Annotated in this window: 15 protein-coding genes and 1 pseudogene; 2 read left to right on the forward strand and 14 right to left on the reverse strand. The window is 52.0% G+C overall.

Annotated elements, in window-relative coordinates; all coding sequences use genetic code 11:
• From AACX38_RS01470 to AACX38_RS01535, 14 genes and pseudogenes are all read right to left on the reverse strand, one after another.
• A pseudogene (locus tag AACX38_RS01470) lies at nucleotides 1-876 on the reverse strand (hypothetical protein); the annotation flags it as partial.
• A complete protein-coding gene (locus AACX38_RS01475) occupies nucleotides 876-1325 on the reverse strand; it encodes a phage tail protein (protein ID WP_228863371.1) in 450 nt (149 codons plus the stop codon). The pseudogene AACX38_RS01470 and the gene AACX38_RS01475, both read right to left, overlap by 1 nt.
• 73 nt (nucleotides 1326-1398) lie before the next feature.
• Complete coding sequence (locus tag AACX38_RS01480) at nucleotides 1399-3615, reverse strand: hypothetical protein (protein WP_228863372.1); 2217 nt, start codon at nucleotides 3613-3615, stop codon at nucleotides 1399-1401.
• A gap of 8 nt (nucleotides 3616-3623) precedes the next feature.
• Nucleotides 3624-5036, reverse strand: a complete 1413-nt coding sequence (locus AACX38_RS01485; RefSeq protein ID WP_228863373.1) for a baseplate protein — start codon at nucleotides 5034-5036, stop codon at nucleotides 3624-3626.
• Nucleotides 5036-5389 (reverse strand): hypothetical protein, encoded by a 354-nt coding sequence (locus AACX38_RS01490; protein ID WP_228863374.1) that lies wholly within the window; start codon nucleotides 5387-5389, stop codon nucleotides 5036-5038. Before AACX38_RS01490 ends, AACX38_RS01485 begins: the two co-directional genes overlap by 1 nt.
• Before the next feature lie 2 nt (nucleotides 5390-5391).
• Nucleotides 5392-9924: a hypothetical protein gene (locus tag AACX38_RS01495; protein ID WP_228863375.1), complete on the reverse strand. Its 4533-nt coding sequence runs from the start codon at nucleotides 9922-9924 to the stop codon at nucleotides 5392-5394.
• A gap of 122 nt (nucleotides 9925-10046) precedes the next feature.
• Complete coding sequence (locus AACX38_RS01500; RefSeq protein WP_339385644.1) at nucleotides 10047-10820, reverse strand: hypothetical protein; 774 nt, start codon at nucleotides 10818-10820, stop codon at nucleotides 10047-10049.
• Nucleotides 10821-10888: 68 nt separating this feature from the next.
• Nucleotides 10889-11620, reverse strand: a complete 732-nt coding sequence (locus AACX38_RS01505; RefSeq protein ID WP_228863377.1) for a phage tail protein — start codon at nucleotides 11618-11620, stop codon at nucleotides 10889-10891.
• 10 nt (nucleotides 11621-11630) lie between these two features.
• A complete protein-coding gene (locus tag AACX38_RS01510) occupies nucleotides 11631-12176 on the reverse strand; it encodes a hypothetical protein (RefSeq protein ID WP_228863378.1) in 546 nt (181 codons plus the stop codon).
• A gap of 12 nt (nucleotides 12177-12188) precedes the next feature.
• Nucleotides 12189-12680: a baseplate protein gene (locus AACX38_RS01515; RefSeq protein WP_228863379.1), complete on the reverse strand. Its 492-nt coding sequence runs from the start codon at nucleotides 12678-12680 to the stop codon at nucleotides 12189-12191.
• Nucleotides 12681-12692: 12 nt separating this feature from the next.
• Complete coding sequence (locus AACX38_RS01520; RefSeq protein ID WP_228863380.1) at nucleotides 12693-13268, reverse strand: hypothetical protein; 576 nt, start codon at nucleotides 13266-13268, stop codon at nucleotides 12693-12695.
• Nucleotides 13269-13313: 45 nt separating this feature from the next.
• Nucleotides 13314-14027 carry a hypothetical protein gene (locus tag AACX38_RS01525; RefSeq protein ID WP_228863381.1) on the reverse strand — a complete coding sequence of 238 codons (714 nt, stop codon included), beginning with the start codon at nucleotides 14025-14027 and terminating at the stop codon, nucleotides 13314-13316.
• 19 nt (nucleotides 14028-14046) lie between these two features.
• Entirely contained in the window at nucleotides 14047-15642 is a 1596-nt protein-coding gene (locus AACX38_RS01530; RefSeq protein ID WP_228863382.1) for a phage tail protein, read from the reverse strand.
• A 47-nt stretch (nucleotides 15643-15689) separates the two neighbouring features.
• Nucleotides 15690-17477: a capsid protein gene (locus AACX38_RS01535; protein ID WP_228863383.1), complete on the reverse strand. Its 1788-nt coding sequence runs from the start codon at nucleotides 17475-17477 to the stop codon at nucleotides 15690-15692.
• 178 nt (nucleotides 17478-17655) lie between these two features.
• On the opposite strand from AACX38_RS01535, the gene AACX38_RS01540 reads away from it, so the two are divergent.
• The gene (locus AACX38_RS01540; protein ID WP_228863384.1) at nucleotides 17656-18072 is read left to right on the forward strand and encodes a hypothetical protein; all 417 of its coding nucleotides are present in this window, start codon (nucleotides 17656-17658) and stop codon (nucleotides 18070-18072) included.
• A 114-nt stretch (nucleotides 18073-18186) separates the two neighbouring features.
• Nucleotides 18187-18360, forward strand: a complete 174-nt coding sequence (locus tag AACX38_RS01545; RefSeq protein WP_228863385.1) for a type II toxin-antitoxin system HicA family toxin — start codon at nucleotides 18187-18189, stop codon at nucleotides 18358-18360.
• The last annotated feature ends 26 nt before the right edge of the window (nucleotides 18361-18386 follow it).

An 18386-nucleotide genomic window follows, 5' to 3' on the forward strand; every position in this document is an offset into this window, starting at 1 on the left:
AGTGCGGCCAGACGGTACACGGCCATTGGCGTTATTATTGGCATTGTTCGCGGCAGTCTGCGCTGCATTTGCCAGTGCCTTGGCGTCATTGACGTGCTTGTCTGTTTCGCCCTTGCTGTAGGCCCCGACATCGGCTGCGTTTAATGCAATATCGCCAGACAGCGGCTTACCGTTCACCTTACGGCCAGAGGGGACGCGGCCATTGGCGTTAGTGTTAGCGTTATTGGCGGCGGTCAGTGCGTCATTTGCCCGTGTATTGGTGTTGTCAAGTAATGTCTTCCTGAGAAGATTGACCGCCTTGGCGTTGGCGGCAAGGTTTTCTTCATCGCTGTCTATCTTTTCGCTTAACGTGATCCCCACGGTTTGGACAACCCGATGCGAGGTGTCAATCATGGCCTCTGTAACGGCCTTGGCATCCATCGGCACGTTAACGCGGCATAATTCCAGCTGATTGCCGGAGATGCCCTGAGAAACGTCTACAACGACGATATGCGCCGCTTTAATGGTGGAGGCTGAATCCACCTGATTGGTGACTTTGCCAAACTCAAAATTGGCTTCAAGGGCAATGATGCTGGTTTTACTGGCCGGCACCGGCACAATGACCTCTTTCACCTGTTGAATGGAAATCTGATTTTTCCCGACGTTGATGGACGCTGCGCCCTGCCCGTCTTGCTCTGAGGAGGAGGTGATCAGCACTGACAGGCCGGTGCCTGCTTTCGGCTGAAAACCGGTATAAATGCCTGCTCTTAAGATCCCCTTAAACTTCCGGTTTAAGGCGCTTGAAGTGTAGGGTTCCAAATATTGAATATCGGCTAACAGCGCTAGCGCATCCCTGTTACTGGACAGCACGGCCGCTTCGTTGATCACCTGAGACATTAGGCCACCTTCTGCTCAATAGTCATGAGTGCGGTAAATAATTTGCCCTTATGCAGCGTGTCTTGCTGGCAACACAATACGCCGAAGATATTGCCCTTATTATCCACCAGCGCCAGTGTGTTGAAGTCAAACGCGGTATCTTCAGGCAGATCGGATTCCGGGAGCGTGGCATTGATTGAGATGGTGCTGCCGGAGACGGTACAAATCAGTGAGCATTCCGCGAATTTCTTTAACAGATCTGTATTGGCGAAATCCAGTGGAATATCGGCAATGTCCCAGCCACCGGTCGGGTTGGCGGTGACAAGGGATGACATCCCAAACCAGCCTTTGGTTATCAGAAACTGGCCGTTCACCCCGATGGCGGATTCTGCCCGGCGACAGTAGTAATAATTCAGTAATTGACCTTTGTAGAGTTTTCCGTTTGATACGGAAGCGAGAGCATCTGCCATAAAACAACCTCATTCTGTGTATTTTATGGCAGTGTATGCGAACTACAATTTCGCTATAAACTCCTGTTGTGGGCTAGATGAAGACGATTTTCAGGATGTCATGAAATGAATGCAGACCATCATCCGGCAGCTGCACTTCCGTTGCCCCTAACGGGAATTCATAGCGATTCATTTTTCCGTCGGCATAACGCACCAGACAGCCTCGCTGTCCGGTGGTTTCAAGCATAATCCGACCGGCGTCTTCCCGAAGACGGGGATCACCCCTCAAGATCGGCGATGCAAGCACGTTTACATCCAGTGCCCACATATCCAGTGGCACTTCATCCATGTTCAGATACGTGGTGTGGGGTTTGAACTCGACAGGGGCCATGCGGGATGAAAGCTCTGCGCCGACTTGCATGTGATTCACGGTATCGCGTTTTTCCGGCAGCGCACTGACTCGGACTTGTTCCGTGGTCGATTCAACACGCAGCTGGTTGCCGCTATCATGCAGCTGAGCGGTATAGAACAGGCGGATTTCCGCCATATTCAGGCGGGTCAATGCTTTAAATTCGACGGGCGCGAGTCGGGATGAAAACGCTGAGCTGAAACGGACACGTTCAACGGTTTCCCGTTTTTCCGGCAGGGCACTGATGCGGACGCGTTCCGTGGTCTGTTCAAGGTGAACCGACGCCCGTTTATCCTGTAGCTGGGCGGTGTAAAAAAGGCGGATTTCCGTCATATTCAGGCGGGTCAATGCTTTAAATTCGACGGGCGCAAGATGCGCGGCCAGCCCTGTGCTAAAACGGATGCGTTCAACGGCCTCCTGCTTTTCCAATATTGCCCTGAGATGTACCTGTTCAGCCAGCTGATCCAGTCGTGTGATATCGCGCTTATCGGTCAGCTGAATATGCGCATCAAGCCGGATGTCAGCGCGTTGGCTTTTCAGCGTGTCGGCGTTGTCTGGTATCGCGCGGAGACTGACCTGCTCTGTTGTCCGCTTCAGTCGGACAGTATCGGCGTGTTTTTCTGCGATGGCGCTGATACGTACCTGTTCAGCCAACTGTTTCAGCCGCGTGATATCGCGGTTATCGGTCAGCTGAATATTCGCATCGAGCCGGATGTCAGTGCGTTGGCTGTTCAGTGTGTCGGCTTTTTCCGGTATCGCGCTAAGACTGACCTGCTCTGTTGTGCGTTTCAGCTGAAGCGCGTCGGCGTGCTCCTCTAAGGGAACGTCATACAGAATAAATTCCGGCATCACACAATAGGTGATTTTTTCTATCAGGGGGATTTTTTCAACCGGAATAGGTAAAAAGGCTTTTTTCGCCCATGACGGGAAGGAATAGCGTTTGATGCCCTCCCCTTTCAGGGATACCAAACATCCGTAATGGCCTTCCGTTGCGATCCAGATTTGATTATCCACCACGTTAAACCGGGTGTCCGTTTGCGTGCCAAAAGGCACCGGAATAATGGGCGGGGTGTGGTGTAAATCCAGCGCCCACGCATCAAGGGGCATTTCGTCAAAACGGTAAGTGTGCTGTTTCAGCGGCCGGAGAATGGCACGGATAACCTGATTGGGCAGCTGTAACTGGCGGGTCGCCCCTGATAAGGTATTTTCGACATCCTGAAGTGTAAACTGGGCATCGATGAAAAGACGGGCTTGTTTCAGGATCAGTAATTCGGCTTCTTCCGTGATGGTGAAGTAGAAAAAGAAGTGAAAGCCGTTATAGACGATTTCTAACGGTATCAAGGGGGCAATGACCTGATCAAACTGTTTTGTCAGCCTGCTGAACAGTTTGGCCTGTTCTTTGTAGCCGTATTTTTCATACAGCGTGTTCAGCGATAACTGGATGACACCGCGAGAGGTCAGAAAAAACTCGCCGTAGCGGGATTTCGCCGTTTCCACCAGCTCATGCGGCAGGAAGACGGTGCCGTAGGGAAAATGCGTCTGATCCACGGGGGCCCATAACGGCGACCATTTAGCGGGCAGGTTATTAAATTCCCGCCAGAAGGTGGAGGAAATCGGTCGCTCGGTGCCTTTAAAATGGATCTCATCCAGACGCTGAGAGAGCAACACCGGTTTACTCTTCTCGCGCGCTGTCCGGATAATAAAAAATTTGCCCAGCTCTGCGATACGCTTATCCAGATCTTCGGGGTGCATGGTAAAGATCGATTTCCGATTGGAAATACGTTCCAGCAAAGGTTCCACCGTGTCTTCCAAAACGGCTTGTAAGCTGTCTGTAAACTCACACCACAGGGTTGATTTCTGCTTTTCGGGGGTCAGCCTGTGTTTCAACCAATCTTTAATCATGTCCGGCCTTAATAAGAGATTTCGAACACTGAACGTTCAGTATCGAGATAGATAAAATCATTCAGCTGTTTGGCTTCTGTCATGCCGATCACCTCAATCCTGAATTCCGTCAGTATCCCCAGTGATTCAACACATGCCCACAGGTTATTTACCCGTATCTGCTCAAAATCACCGGCGCTGTTCGAGTCAAAACTCGCGGCATCCCGCCCGAACTGGTGATTGAGCCGATCACGGATTTGGGTTTTTGCCTCGGAGATAATGACGTTTTTAACCGCAATGCCCGTCAGTTTGACGGTAAAGGGCAATTCGTGCGAATCGACATAAACAAATTTTTTATTCAGCGCATTCGGAATGGATTCTAAAGCACCTAAAATTTCTTTTTTCAGGGCTTCTTGCGTGGATTGGGGTTTGTGGCCGCAAATGAAAATCGCGTTAATGTTATTCAGATCCTTGATGCCGGTGGATTTCTCCTGCTGTTGCTCACCCCAGACGTTAATCCAGGATGTCCCGACAATTTTGGACTTCAGATAAAATTTGTAGTCCCCGCCCCACACGACCTGATCATCGTAGGCGATATAGTATTGGGCGCGGTTTCGGATTTCTTCCGTTGTTTCACTCCCCGCGCCCCCCGTAATAGGTGTGGTGGTGATAATCTCTAGACTGTTGGTGTAAGGGGAAAACGCATTAGACGGGATCAGCTTTTGCCCTTCCACCAGCGTAATATCTCCGGCACTGCACCAGACGTGAATATCAATGATGCTGCCTTCCGGCGGTTTTTTGCCGATAGAGCCATCCCCGAACCGGATACCTAGCTGCTCGGTTGGTTTGTAAAACAGAACGTAGTTCTGACTGGTTTCATTGGCAAGACGGAATTGCGGGTTTTCCTCCCAGCGTTCTTCTACGCCCGCCACCGTGACGTAAACATCAACTTTGACGCATTCGGCGGTCAGATCCTTGGGCAGTGTCACGGACAGAAAGTCCTCTTCCAGCTGCACTATCTTGGTGACTTTCACGATCTCCATTTGCCTGATATTGACGTTTTTCACTGTTTCCCCGGCCGGAATATCCAGTGCCTCTACAATCATGTAAGGATATTGCTGATCAGATAAGTACGTGGAGAACGCCGGTAACTGAATACGCTGATCGGTCTTATTGCGCACCGACGCTAACCCGCTGCTGGGCAGGATCAGGCGGCCGACGTAGCCTTTATCTTCAGCGGCGGCCAGAATGGAGGAACGCTTGGTGGCGGTGGAAATAAATCCCTCGGCTAACGCCCGTTCTGCGAACGTCTGCGCGTAGTAAATCACCTGCGCCCCGAAAATCGCCATCATTTTCACAAACTGGCTGTTGGTGAACCGTGCCCACCAGCTGTTTTTCTGGAGCGCTTCGTTAAATTTGTCGAGTAAACCCTGCGTTGTCATTAATCCCCCTTTTGAAGTCCGATGGTGATGGTGCCGGTTTGTATCTGAAAAGTGATGCTGTACATATCGATAGCATCCTGAACCGGTGTACAGCGTATCCCTGACAGGCTGATATCAGGGACGTCAGTGCGTAATTTTGAAATCAAACGATTCTCAATGAAGACCGCCACCAGCTGATTGGTGGGTTCGTGTTTGAACTCGACTAAAGGATTGCCCCACTCCGGCAGGCCATAAATACTGCCAAGGGGGGTACGTAACCATTCCTCCAATCGGGCGGGCAAGGCTTCATTGATCCCTGATTTCAGGGTTAAGCCGCCGGCATCGATGCGGAGTAAGCAGTCAATCTCATTCATGTTTAATCATCCCTGTCTCTGAGCATTTCGGATAGTGCGTTGCTGGCGGCCCCCAGCGGAATATCACTTCGGGGGGCGGGCTGCGCGGAATGGGTGGTGGTATTGGGATCTTTCCCGTTGCTGTTGGCGTCTTGCTGAACGCTGATCAGTTTGTCGAGCGATGCCGCTATTTTTTGCAGCTGGGTCAGCATGGCTTTGTCGTCATTGCTGGATGATTTATCGCGGGTCACGGGCGTTTTGATGCCACTGGCCGCCAAATTCGTGACGGTCGGCAAACGACTGGGCAGGGTGATCCCTGCCGGTTGGCGAACCGTATTCGCCAGTGTGTTTGTCCGGTCAGGTGAATTTGTGCCGGTGGGCAGCAAGTTAGCCATATCCACCGGCTGGCGCAGGGTGTCGGTCATGCTGTCTATCATGCCGTGGATACCGCCATCAATCTGACCGGAGACAAAACCGGTGAGGGGGTTCAGTGCGCGGATTGTCCCCTGATCCAGTCCGGTCTGGTTTAACAGATCACCTAACAGGCCCCCACTGGAAAAGCCTTGTGTCAGGCTCTTTGCGGTGTCGGCTAAACTCGGTAAGGCAATGTCCGCCACGGTTTGTAAAAAACCGCCCGACGGCGGCTCAGTTGGTGCTGTCGGTGTTGGTGCCGTTGGCTTTGCCTGTGCTATCGCTACACGGTCTTGAGGGTTTGCCGGATCGGGGAGCGTTGTCTGGGGGAGCCGGCCATGAGTCCGACTGACCGGTTGACGCACCGTGTCGGTCACGCTGTCTATCATGCCGTGGACACCGCCATCAATCTGGCCGGAGACAAAACCGGTGAGGGGTGTCAGTGCTTGAGTTGTCCCCTGATCCAGCCCGGTCTGGCCTAACAGATCCGCTAGCAGGCCGCTGCTGGAAAATCCCTGCGTCAGGTTTTTGGCGGTATCGGCCATACTGGGCAGGACAATATCCGCCAGCGTTTGCCATGTCGATGAACCTGCGCCCGCGACAGGCGGTTTATCCGGTGCCTGTTCAGGTTCAGGCAGGACAGACACCGGTCGCGCCTGATTCACGGCACTGACAGGAACAACCGGTATCCCGCCGGGGCTGATTGGGTCAGCGGACGGCGTATCCGGGTACTTTTGGGTGTCGGCAGAGCCATTTTGGGGGGCTGTCTTGCCCGTTTTGGTTTCGGTATGTGGGTTTACCGGTACAGGCGGGCGGTTTTTATTTGCCCGTGCTATCTGGTCGGCGGGCAGCATGGCCGCGCGTAAGCCGACCGGCAGATTATCCGCCTGCATATTCGCGGGGAGAGTGAGTCCGGCATCGGGTCGGTTCTGGCGGATACCGGTCACATTACCGGCCAGGACACGGGTGAGCTTTTCATCGGCCATTTGGCGGGCGTTTTTGATATTGCTCCAAATCCCCGTCTTATTCTCTTCGGGGGTGGCCGCAGCGGGTTGCGTGACCGGTGTAATGTTTTTTTGCGCTTTTGCTGTGGCGCTGAGCTGTTCCGGTGCGCTGAACTGATCGGCGGCGCTCAGGGCGTTCAGTCCCTTTTCTGCCCGTGATTTATTCACATGGGCCAGTGTTTCGGGGCTGAACTGCCCGATCCATGACTGGGCGGAGTCGCTCCGGGTGCCGATGGCATTCCGGATAAAATCATCAGTGACTTGGGGGTTTCCCCCTTCAATGGTCGAAATGGCCCTGATCATTTTTGTCATGATGTCAGGGTTGGACAAATCTAATTGTTGATCGGCGTTCACCCCCAGCGCTTTGGATAAATTCGCAATATAGCCTTCGGTGTGGTTTTCGTTTTTCGGCGCGTATTTTGTGATGATAGATTCAACGGTATTGAGCTTCTGATAACCCACCGCTTTTGAGGTGCCGTTCGCGTATGACGTAATTTGGTTAGCCAGTGCCCGCATCCCTTCTTCAGGGGTATCGAATTTCGCAAAGCGTTGTTCGCCTTTGGCGTTGGCATCCTCAAGACGGGCACCCTTTTGCCCGACATACACCAGATTGCCGAAGTTATTATTGCGAAAGTTGCGGTTCTGGGCGTTTTTCCCGCCAATATTCAGGCCATCACTGAACTGATTTTGCGCTGGGGTGGTCGGTGAAAACACATTGACGGGCACGCTTTTGCCATCGTGCCCCATCTCCGTACCCAATGGGGGCATTTGATTAGTTAATTTGTTGACCGCCTGCGTGGTCTGGTCTGCGCCTTCCGTGACGGCCTGCACCAGCGCGGCATTTTCTGCCTGACTCTGCCTGACTTGCTGTATCTCGTTTTCTTTCTTCGGGTCGTCTTTGTCGTCGCCAAATGAGAAAAAATCAAGGACGGCTGTCACTTTTTTATCGATGGCCGTGACACCGTTGTCAATGGTCTTGGCGATATCACCGGTATCAAAGGTCAGCGCCTCAGAAACACTGTCCATCCCCAGCCATTGCGCCCCGTCAGCCAATAATCCGGCGCCGCCGGAGACTAACCCGCCCAGATCAGCCACATTAGCTAAGGCATATTCGGTTTGCTGGCGCGTGGACACGTCCTGATCGTCTGCCAGACCAAACGTCTCACGCTGGGCGTCCGTATCGGTAAAACCATCATACGCATCCCAGCCGACACCGATGGCTGTCCCCACCAGCGGCACGGCTTTAAGGGCAGTTTTGCCTGCCATTTTTCCTGCGGCGATGGCCGCGCCTTTTCCGGTGCCGGATTTAGCCACTTTGGTTGCCCCGCTTTCCGTGGCTTTTTCTGCCCCTTTTGTGGCGGTTGTTTGTGTGGCTTTTTCAGCGGCTTTGCCTTCTGCCTGTCCGAGGATCGCTTCGCCTGCGGTGATAGCGCCCGCTGTCCCGGCAACGGCGGCCGTGGTTTTTGCGGCTCCTCTGCCGAGGTTTTTCAGCCCTTTTTTGTTTTTTGCTTTGGTTTTTTTGGGTTTCTTTTTGTCGTGTCCGGTGACGTCAATATCTATGCCGTTGCCCTCAGCCCCGCCCGCGCCGGATTTAGAAAACAGGGATTTGAGCTTACCCAGTGCCAGCGCAGACAGAATCGCCGCGCCCAGTTTCCGGCCGATTTTCTTCCCGATGGCTTTAACCGCCAGCGCACTGAAAATCGTCCCCAGAATCCCGTCCCCGTTTTTCGCCTTCCCCTTATCAACGAGATCTTCCAGCAGACTAATGACTTTTTCATCATTCGTCCGGGCTAGCTGGGTTTGTGCCTGAATCGCTTTGGTCTGGTCGTTTTGGTGTTGGGTCGCAAAGGCTTGGGCGGATTGGGTTTGTTTCCCTCCCCCCATTGTCGGCGCAGGCAGGGTCGGACGGGAAACGGCCGCCTGCTGGGTGGCCGGTTGCTTTTTTTTGCGTTTCCCATTCACCCAGTCATGCAGCGAAACCACGTTATTGGCAGCGTTTTTCGTGAGGGTGGCAGCTTCTTTTCCGGCTTTCCAGAACGAGCCACCCGCCGAGCCGACCACATCTAGGGTGCTCCCCGCTTTTGTGTCCGCTAATGCCTTACCTGAATGCCCAATGAGGCCGCCGAGCTTGCGCAGAAAACCGGCCTGCATTTTGGCTGTGTCCTGAGTTTCCTGTTGGTGGGCTTTGAGGGATTCGCTTTTCTCTTTGGATGCAAAGCGCCCCGATGCGGTACGGGGTTGGGCCGGGTTATGCCCGTTATGGGGTTCGCGCGCGGTGGCGGGCGCGGTTTCATGCCCGGCTTTGATATTTTTGGCCGCGATTGACGCCCGTGTTTTTTGATCGCTATTTAACGCCTGTTTGTTTGCCAGATAGGATTTCAATGACACGACGTTCGGGATCGTCTCTTTTTCCCGGTTTTTTATCTGCGCATCGCTGACAGGATGAATGTCGTTAAGGGGATTAACGTGGGGGGCCCGTTTTAAGGTTTTTGCGGTTTGGTTTTCATTTGGAATAGAAACAGTGCGTGTTTTTATTCTATTTTTATTCTGTTTTTGTTCTGTTTGGGTGCTGAGGGATGTCTGTTTAGCACCGTTTTCCGTTTCAGGTGTATTTGGAATAGAAACAGTGCGTGTTTTTATTCTGTTTTTATTCTGTTTTTGTTCTGTTTGGGTGCTGAAGGATGTCTGTTTAGCACCGTTTTCCGTTTCAGGTGTATTTGGAATAGAAACAGTGTGTATTTTTATTCTGTTTTTATGCTGTTTTTGTTCTGTTTGGGTGCTGAGGGATGTTTGTTTAGCACCGTTTTCCGTTTCAGGTGTATTTGGAATAGAAACAGTGTGTGTTTTTATTCCGTTTTTATGCTGAATGCTGTCAATTGAAGGAGGGTTTTTCGGCGATGCTTTTTCCGCCTCAATGAGTTTTAAACCCAGCGCATTAGGCTGGGTTGCGGTTGAGACACGGCGAGTGGGCCGGCTGATCATTAAGCCATTGTTATCCGCATTGACCGGTCTGTTTTGCTTGAACAGAGTGCGAATATCCGTCCGTATCGCCGCCAGTGCGGATAATTCGGCATCACTGGCTTTTTCAATCGCATTAATGATGCGTTCCTGTTCTTGGAGATCTAATGCTGTGTTGACCATCTCTCTATTACCATCACGTATTTTTCTTGAACTTTTCTTCTAAGGCTTCGTTCATTTTGAAGGCGCGCCACTCCGGTAGCCGGTCGATATCGCCAATGGGTTGATTCCCGTAGAGCGCCAGATTAGTGGTTAAGATCAGCCATCCATTCAGATCTAAAGTCTGGAAAGAAGTGGTGATTCCGAAAGGGCGTGTACAGTTGCGTATAGTTGGCCGTACCCTCCTTACCGGACTCAGGGCAACGGTGTTGGGGTAACAGTAAGTGAGCCGTGCCTTTTTCTATTTTCATCGCTAACCCGTGCGCAAGACGGCGGTTCATCAGTTCAATACGGGCCACCAGCGGTGCAAATTCTGTGTCCAGTGCCATCTGCGTTATCAGGTCGTAACGGCTGTTGGCCGCAACCATGAAATCGTCCGGCTGGGTGGGTAAATGGGCTTGGTGGGCCAGTTCCATCATCCTGAGATTCATCCGTTCATGGTTATACGCCGGATCGGAAGGAGCAGGCAGGCTATGACGGGCGTTTTCCAGATGTTCCATTGCGCGACCATCTAAGGGCTTTAATACCCAGTCATGGGATTGGCCTTTGACGGGAATTGCGACGGTTTCAAAGGCTTCCACGGTCAGGACTCCGGCGCTGATATCCAGTGCTCTGGCATCGTAGTCGTAATAGTGCTCTTTATGGCAATGAGCGCACTCATAGGACACGGTAAGAGTCGTGTCGATGCGGGAATTACAGAAAATCCACCATAAGGCCGTGCGGCGGTCTTGGGCTGTCCAGTAAGCGGCATCCTGTTGGTTTTCTCCGTGCTGCATGTCGTTCAGATAGCGCGTAGTCAGGGCCTCTTCCTGTTCCGGATCAGCGCCGCTGTAGGCCATTGCATCGGACACCTCCGGCATCCGGAAGCGAATTTCAACACTGGGATTTGAGGGAAGGGGAAAATCAGGAATTTGCATACATAACCCATTTAAAATTTAATAATATTGCTGTTGGGGGTGTGAGCACTGACCGCGCTCAATCCGGCATCACGTAAAGCGCCCCCCGCCATTGACACCACCGAGGATTCAATGGAGGAAATTTTGATGAAAGTCAGCGGATAAGAGAGAAATTCAGTCACCTGATCACGGGAACGGGTGGTTTCGCCACGAGAGATGGGAAACACGTCAAATTCACTGTCTAACTCAAGGCCGCCGTTTTGCAGGACACGATAGAGCCGTATCCCGATTGAATATGCCGGAGGCAGGTTAACGGTGCCGTCATTATTGGTGACACGGTTGGCCCGCTCATCAAACCAGCGCGCAATGGCCCCTTCATCAGAGTCCCGCACGGTAATGGTGATAGAACCTGCTGCCCGATGGGTGGGCTTATTGAATACCACCGCGCCAATCTGCTTGGCTTCCGTTTCGATGGTGACAGAATCGTAAGTGATGTCTTTGGCGAACATGTCTAAGCCATTGAGTCCGTCCGCCTCAATCGCCCATTGCCAGCCCTGTGCATAACGAATACGCAGGGCCGAATGCACCACCGATTTGGCGTTGCTCAGTTCCGCATTGAGGCCACCTGTGCCCCCCGTGCGCCCTGAGATCATCGAGGTGGAACGCTCTAATACCTTGCTGATAAACTGGTTGCCCGCCGCTTTACCAAAACTGGACAGGCTGTTATAACCAAGCGACTTGCCTGCGCCGCTGAAGATCCCCATTGATGTCTCCTTACGGCATTAAAGTGGCACCGGTGATAATGGCGCGGTTCGCGGCCATTTTATCTTCCAGATCGATTTTACGCTGGTACAGGGTGGCTTCATCGGGCAGGTGACTGATATCCAGTTTGCCTGACGCCGAGACACGTCGCTTCCGTTCTGTGTTCTGAATATCGATCAGGCATTCAAGGTAGTTTTCCAGTACCCCACACAGGCTGGGGGGGATCACGCCGTTATCTAAATCGGTATCGCGCAGATTGGCGAGATACACCAGCGTAAAGGGGTAGCGCTCATTGCCCATCAGATCCAGCTGGAGGACGTCCGCATACGGTTCAGCGAAAACAAGCGAACTCCGTTGATCAATGACATGCACCAGCTCAAGATAATCATCGGGATAGGGCAGGGAAACCCCTGCCGCTTTCTCTATACGCACCCGTTTAATGAAGCCTGCGCGATCCTGATATTCTGTCAGCGCCTTAACCAACATGCTTTTTAACGTGTCTTCCTCCACCACCAGCAGCGGCCTGAATCGCGTTTTTACCGTGTCTAAGAGCTGCATCGGTGTCATGGATTATTCCTGCCAGTTGTACACGGCCCGCATCGAAGGACGTACCACCGCCGTGACATCTTCCGAGGCCAAATCCACCGCGTCGCAGTACAGTTTCACCATTTCGTAGGAACGGATAGGATTACCCCATTCGCCGTCTTTCGATTCACTGGCAAGGTAAATATCAATATCGATATATGCTTTTTCCAATACCCATTCTTTGACGGCCGCTAATACCACGCCTTCAATGGTTTCCGCACACTGAAACTGGAATTCGCCCTGATTCCGGAATACCCCGTGCTGATTGATTTTCACACCAGAGGGCGCATAGTCTTCCACATCTTCGCGGGTAAATTCGCCCAGCTGCGTGGTACGGATAAGAATGGATAAATGCTCATAGCCTTTAATCACCATCCAATAATCCGCACCGATCAGCCGTTCACCGGCGGCCTTGGATTGGTTAAAGCGTTTTTTTAAAAACGCCTTATTTGCTTTACTGTTACTGAAACCAGCCATTAATTAACTCCATTAAATAAAGAGGTAAGGAATTTCAGATCGGTTTTGCACCTGCATACCGGACAGGGAAAGTGTCACCGTGTTATGGGTGTAGTAACCTTCCGCTGTTCTGGGCGCATCCAGTTCGAAACTCACTTCCTGAATGACCACATCCGTGAGTTTTAACCGGCGGCCGATATCGATCACGACCGGCTCTGGCCGTCTTCCGCCGGGCATAACTTCCCCTAATTCCGGTGAGGCCATTTGCAATAACGTCATGATGGCGGACTGGACTTCAACCTGCGCATCCTGCTTTGCCATAAAATGCAAGGGCAGGGTGATTTGCGGGGGTTTTTGCCCCTGCCACACCATCAAGGAGTTAATGCGGGTCACGGATGTACTGTCTGTCGCCGCCTGTACACCATTGGCGAGGGTGGATATCCCCGCCACCGAGCCAATGGAATCATTTTCAAAAGGCGATTCCCACAGCGACTGGAGCGTCGCTGTCGCTCCATCCCCGATATAGCCCACCACCATTGACTCCGTGTTCGTGATATAGGCTTTCAGAAACGGGCTGATCCCATCCGGCATGACTGCACCACAAATCATGAAATTCCCCTTATGCCACCAGCTTAATGGCTGGTGGTTTTTTGATTACAATCCGCGTTTTTTCCGTATCAGATTGGATTTTTTGCGGGCTTTCTTGGCCGACGCCGTTTGCGCTTTCATCCGGGCTTTTTTCAGCGCGCTTTTCTGCGCGGCACTCAGCCGACGCGGACGGGGTTGCTTGCGGATCAGCTTCACGACGCCATCGCGGACGACTTTGATGCTGGCTTCCATCATCGCGCCGTCATCGCCGCCTGTGACCGCGAATTCAGCAATAATGTCGTCTTCATCGTCGGGGGAAACGTCAATTGCCGACAGCACCGCATCAGCGGCATCATCATCGGCATTGTCGATCATGGCCGTGACATCGCTCTGATCGGCCCCCATTGACACCGCCGCATCAGCCATAAAGCCGAGCCACATGTTGTAATCATCGATTTGCTCATCGGTCAGCAGGTCGTCGCTGTCCTGAAGCAGGTCGGCCAGTCCCAACGCAAATTCGTCAAACGCATCAAACGTGCCTTCGCCGTTTTGCACCCAGTCAATGACCGCAGCAGCGGCAATCCCGCGTGAATCCTGTTCGGCCTTTTTGTACACGGCTTCCAGCAGCATATCTTCCGACGCGTTTTTACCGTCACCGGGTTGTTTATCCACGGGTTGCGCCTGATTGGATTCCATCATCGCCACCTGCCCGGCGGGGGTAGCGAACGCCCGTAAACGGGAACTCAGCAGCCCCCCGCGTGTGAACAGACCTTTACTCATTTTTGTTTCCCTCCTTGCATTACGGGATTAACACCGGTTCAGCCACGATACGGCGTGAGACACCGGTTGGACAGGCGGAATACTGGATATGCCACATATCAAACTCATTCTGTGTCACCTTCACGACATAAGGCGCTGTACCGTCTGCCGCGTTACGGGGAGAAACCAACGCCCCCGACGCAACAAAACGGTCGAGTAACTTCGGAATTTCCCTTTCCAGACCACGGCGGGTCACACCATCCGGCTCATGTTTCAACGCATTGCCGATGTCATACACAAGGCGGGCAATCGCGTTGAACGTACTGTTGACATGCTGGAAGCGGAGATAGTTTTTCTTGGCATACGTGGTGAGGGCGTCATCAATCATGACGGAGCCATCGGAGGCAAAGCCCACGGTGTTGATCCCGTTAGCGGCATAGTCTTCGAGGTTAATTTCAGCAGCGGCAGGCAGCGGTTTAATGTTTTGGCGCAGTAAGACGCCGCGTGACTGTCCGGCAGGGGAGAGATGATAACCGCCGACATCAGACACCATCGCCACGCCTTTAGCCTTCGCGGTAAACGCATCTCCCGACAGGCCACATACCACCTGTGCCCCTGAGAAGGGATCACGGCTCTGATAAGGGAAATGATAGCGACAAACATGGGCGTAACTGCCAAACCCTTGTGCCTTCGCGGTTTCAATCGCTTTGGTCTGATTATCCATTGGGGGTAAGTCACAGAACATATCGACACGGACATCATTCGCTAATTCTGCCAGTTCAGACAACGTGGCGGGGTTGTAACACCCTAATGACAGGATCGCGGTATAATTCACCTTTGATGCAGCCAGTGCGCGAATAGCAGGCGCATAATCTGCACTGATAAGGTTGCGAATATCACCGTCTGAGCCGCCCTCAAATTCTTTGTCTTCAAACCCGTGATAAGTGCCTGTGACCAGCCAATGGTTGGGACGACTCCCCATGATGGCGCGTAAACGATGCGTGTTGTTTTCTAATGCCACAGGCAGGTAAGCGGGCTGCCCCATGTCATCACGGGCTTCCCGCTTAAATGACACCTGAATAGTATCCAGTGTTTTTTTCCGGCCTAAATCATCGACTTCTTTGAGAATGAGGGTATACATCCCTTTGCTGTCTGGATTGGGGATCAGCGATAAGGTGCGGTTTTTAGAGGCATCACCATCATCTACATAGATCTGGAATAAAGTCGATTCATCATTCATATTGATTTCTTCACCAAAATCAATATCGGTAGCGATAATCGATGGCATTCCAAGGCCGGGGCTACTCTTGTCAGACGAAACGACTTTCATGACGGGAATTTTCATGCCGCTTGGCGCAATACGCACGACATAGCCATTTCCCCCGTTTAACGCCTGATAGACATGGCGATACGGCTCAAAATGCTCGCTTGAATGAGGATGGATCGGCTCGCCTAATACTTTTTGCAGGGTGTCTGGTGTGACGTGTAATACGGTGTTGGGTTTACCGCGTTTTGCCACCACCACACCGGCAAAGACGGAGGAGCCGCCGGTGGCATGGGTAAACGTGGCGTCCGCATTGGGCGGCATAATGGCGACACCGGGTGCCTGACCAATTGCGAAAGGAATTTTATTCATGTTTGATCCCTTACTGGTGCCATTGCTGGCACCGTCATTAATAAAACTTACTCAGTGGTTTTTTTGTGATTGCTTTTTTTGCCGGTATCGACGTCGGTAGACGCAGCGTTTGCTTTGTCTTCGCGCGGGCCGTCAGCTATGAGCTTGCCGGTAAGCATGTCGATAGCACCGATTTTGGTGTTGGTCAGCGTGAGTTTGGTGAAATACTTTTCGCCATTGCGCGGGTGGATCTCATTAATCGCGGAACCCCATAAGGTAGTACGGTTGATGAGTGCGGTGGTCGTTGGATGCACGAACGGGATCGCAGGCACGGCATCCCCGGCCACTAAACCGGCATCGCCGATATTATCCCCACGGCCATAGAAGAAAATGTCGTTGGCCGAGAACTGGCAACCTTCGTCAGACAGTTGTTCACACACCGTTTCAGGGACTTCAAAAATACGGTAGATGCCGAACAACGTGCCGATGAACTGAATGCGCGGGGACTGAACATAACCTTCAGCGGGTTTAAAGTAGGTTTCCGGCATGGATTTAATGAAGTTAGCCGCTGCACCCCCCGCAAAACCACCACGGATACCGGTTTTTTTGGTGCGGTTGGTCATTTTGGTGGATTCGTGCGTAATGGCTGATTTCAGTAACGCAACGTAGGAGTCCCATTGCTGGGTTGTTGGCAGGGCAATATCAAATTCGCTGCCGTGGATCGTATGAAAGACAATTTTGCGCAGGCGCATCATGTCAATTTCATGGGATAACCAGCTGCGCACGGTAGAGAATTGCATAGAAGCTAAGTCCAGACCAAACTCACGACGCGCATCCATCAGGGATTGAATGGTGTGCTCCGCTGCCAGTACGTACTGAGACGGGACAACTTCCCATTTACGCATACCGTGGTTCACCAGGGGGATCAGGTCGGCTTTTTTCTCAATATCAATTTCAAGCGCGACGGCTAATTCGGTGCCTTTGGCCGGAACCGCCTCCCCGTTAAACTCCACCGTGATTTCGCCTTTGGCATAATCAATCGTGCCGGTGACGGAATACGTGACGCCGGCATGATCCTGACCGTCAAAATAGACCTTGCCGGATTTGTTATCACGATCAGAGCGTTTACGGTTGACCATCAGCACCGTGCGACCGGCACGGATAGGCATTTCCTGACCTTCCTGAGAATCCGCCAGCTTAAATTTAAAGGATTTTTTCGCGCCGTCCGGTTGCTGGTCATCCGGGAAAATGTAGGTACGGCTCATTTGTGAGTACACACCGGCCGACTGCATATTCAGTTCATCACCGATATCATAAGAGCCGAATTTCGAGCCTGCGACGTTGAAGACCTCGTACACGTTGGATTCGTCACGTTCACACGGCACGAACGTACAGGCATCACCCGTGGCTGCGCCTAACGCCGTTGGCAGGATCAGGGCGGCAAACAGCGCCTGACGCATCACACCGTCGCTGGTGGACATATCCGATTTGACACTTTCGAACATCGCCGCACCGACACCTTCGTGTTTTTCCGCTGCCGCTTCCAGAATCAGGCGTTCACACGCATGATGGGCGTTAGCCAGAATTTCCGACGAAGGGTAATGCCCGTTGCGATCACTGTATTCCGCCAGACTATCCGCCCACGCGCTGGCAACTTGGCCGACATATTCCGGGTTTACACCTTCAAACATCGGAACGGTTTTCGCGGACTCTAAGATACTGGCGTAACGCTCTTGCGGATCGTCAATAAACGCCCCGTCCCTGAACTGTGCATGAGCTGCAAACGAAAGGACTTGTGCAGCGCGCTCATTAACGTCTTTCTGACGTTCTTTGAATTCTTTAATATTATTACTCACCGTAATTTCCCTTTTCAGAGTGCGAAGATACGGGAGTTAGCTTTTCGACGGGCTTAGAATAAGTTAACTACAATATGCCCCCCTAATTCTGACGCGGTGTTTTTGATATTTTTTCCAAAAAAAATCATTTAGAATCTGCGTAATTACGCCAGTTTATTAATTAATAAATAAGGAAATTATGAGTTATCGCGCTTACCTGACCTATGAAAACGGTCGCCAGAGTCATGTGTGCTTTACCCGTGACAGAAAAGCGATCCACCAGCATATAGAAGCCTTGCTAACCGATGCGGATTTGCGCGAAACGGCCAAAGAGATGGTGCTGGAATACAATCACGCGCCGTTATTCCTGTGTCATATGGGTGAGGTGAACGAAAAAACGATAACCCTGATCCCGTGGCCGAAAGTGGGCAAGAAACGCACCCTGAAAACGCCGAAAATCGCGTCACTGTCGATGCCTGTCCAGATGTATGAGTTCTTACAGTCCGTTGGGGATGGGAGTGCCAGCAAGGGCATTCAGGCGATGTGTCTCGAAAAAATGGGGGACAACGCCCCGATGGAGGCCATGTTTTACGATTGGCGCAATAGTTCATTGTAGGCAAACAAGCGATAATTTCGCATTTAAAAAAAGAATACTCCATGTAAACAAAAATGTTGACAGTGTAAGCAAAAATGCTTACTATGTTTGCATGTTCAACAGAATGGAGGAAAGGTGAAGCAAAGCGAGTTTAGACGATGGTTAGAAGCGCATGGTGTTGGTGTTTCAAATGGTACAAATCATCTGAAACTAACCTATCAGGGGAAACGAAGTATAATGCCGAGGCACCCCAGCCATGAAATCAAAGAGCCATTAAGAAAAGCAATCATCAAGCAATTAGGATTGTGATAAAAAACCAGCCCCCTGACGGGCTG

It is taken from the genome of Xenorhabdus sp. PB30.3 (assembly GCF_963895965.1).
Classification (GTDB): Bacteria; Pseudomonadota; Gammaproteobacteria; order Enterobacterales; family Enterobacteriaceae; genus Xenorhabdus; species Xenorhabdus stockiae.

What these genes read in the sequence shown, in the direction of transcription:
- AACX38_RS01475 (WP_228863371.1), bottom strand. Translation starts at nt 1,325, where the DNA reads ATGGCAGATGCTCTCGCTTCCGTATCAAACGGAAAACTCTACAAAGGT.
- AACX38_RS01480 (WP_228863372.1), bottom strand. Translation starts at nt 3,615, where the DNA reads ATGATTAAAGATTGGTTGAAACACAGGCTGACCCCCGAAAAGCAGAAA.
- AACX38_RS01485 (WP_228863373.1), bottom strand. Translation starts at nt 5,036, where the DNA reads ATGACAACGCAGGGTTTACTCGACAAATTTAACGAAGCGCTCCAGAAA.
- AACX38_RS01490 (WP_228863374.1), bottom strand. Translation starts at nt 5,389, where the DNA reads ATGAATGAGATTGACTGCTTACTCCGCATCGATGCCGGCGGCTTAACC.
- AACX38_RS01495 (WP_228863375.1), bottom strand. Translation starts at nt 9,924, where the DNA reads ATGGTCAACACAGCATTAGATCTCCAAGAACAGGAACGCATCATTAAT.
- AACX38_RS01500 (WP_339385644.1), bottom strand. Translation starts at nt 10,820, where the DNA reads ATGCCGGAGGTGTCCGATGCAATGGCCTACAGCGGCGCTGATCCGGAA.
- AACX38_RS01505 (WP_228863377.1), bottom strand. Translation starts at nt 11,620, where the DNA reads ATGGGGATCTTCAGCGGCGCAGGCAAGTCGCTTGGTTATAACAGCCTG.
- AACX38_RS01510 (WP_228863378.1), bottom strand. Translation starts at nt 12,176, where the DNA reads ATGCAGCTCTTAGACACGGTAAAAACGCGATTCAGGCCGCTGCTGGTG.
- AACX38_RS01515 (WP_228863379.1), bottom strand. Translation starts at nt 12,680, where the DNA reads ATGGCTGGTTTCAGTAACAGTAAAGCAAATAAGGCGTTTTTAAAAAAA.
- AACX38_RS01520 (WP_228863380.1), bottom strand. Translation starts at nt 13,268, where the DNA reads ATGATTTGTGGTGCAGTCATGCCGGATGGGATCAGCCCGTTTCTGAAA.
- AACX38_RS01525 (WP_228863381.1), bottom strand. Translation starts at nt 14,027, where the DNA reads ATGAGTAAAGGTCTGTTCACACGCGGGGGGCTGCTGAGTTCCCGTTTA.
- AACX38_RS01530 (WP_228863382.1), bottom strand. Translation starts at nt 15,642, where the DNA reads ATGAATAAAATTCCTTTCGCAATTGGTCAGGCACCCGGTGTCGCCATT.
- AACX38_RS01540 (WP_228863384.1), top strand. Translation starts at nt 17,656, where the DNA reads ATGAGTTATCGCGCTTACCTGACCTATGAAAACGGTCGCCAGAGTCAT.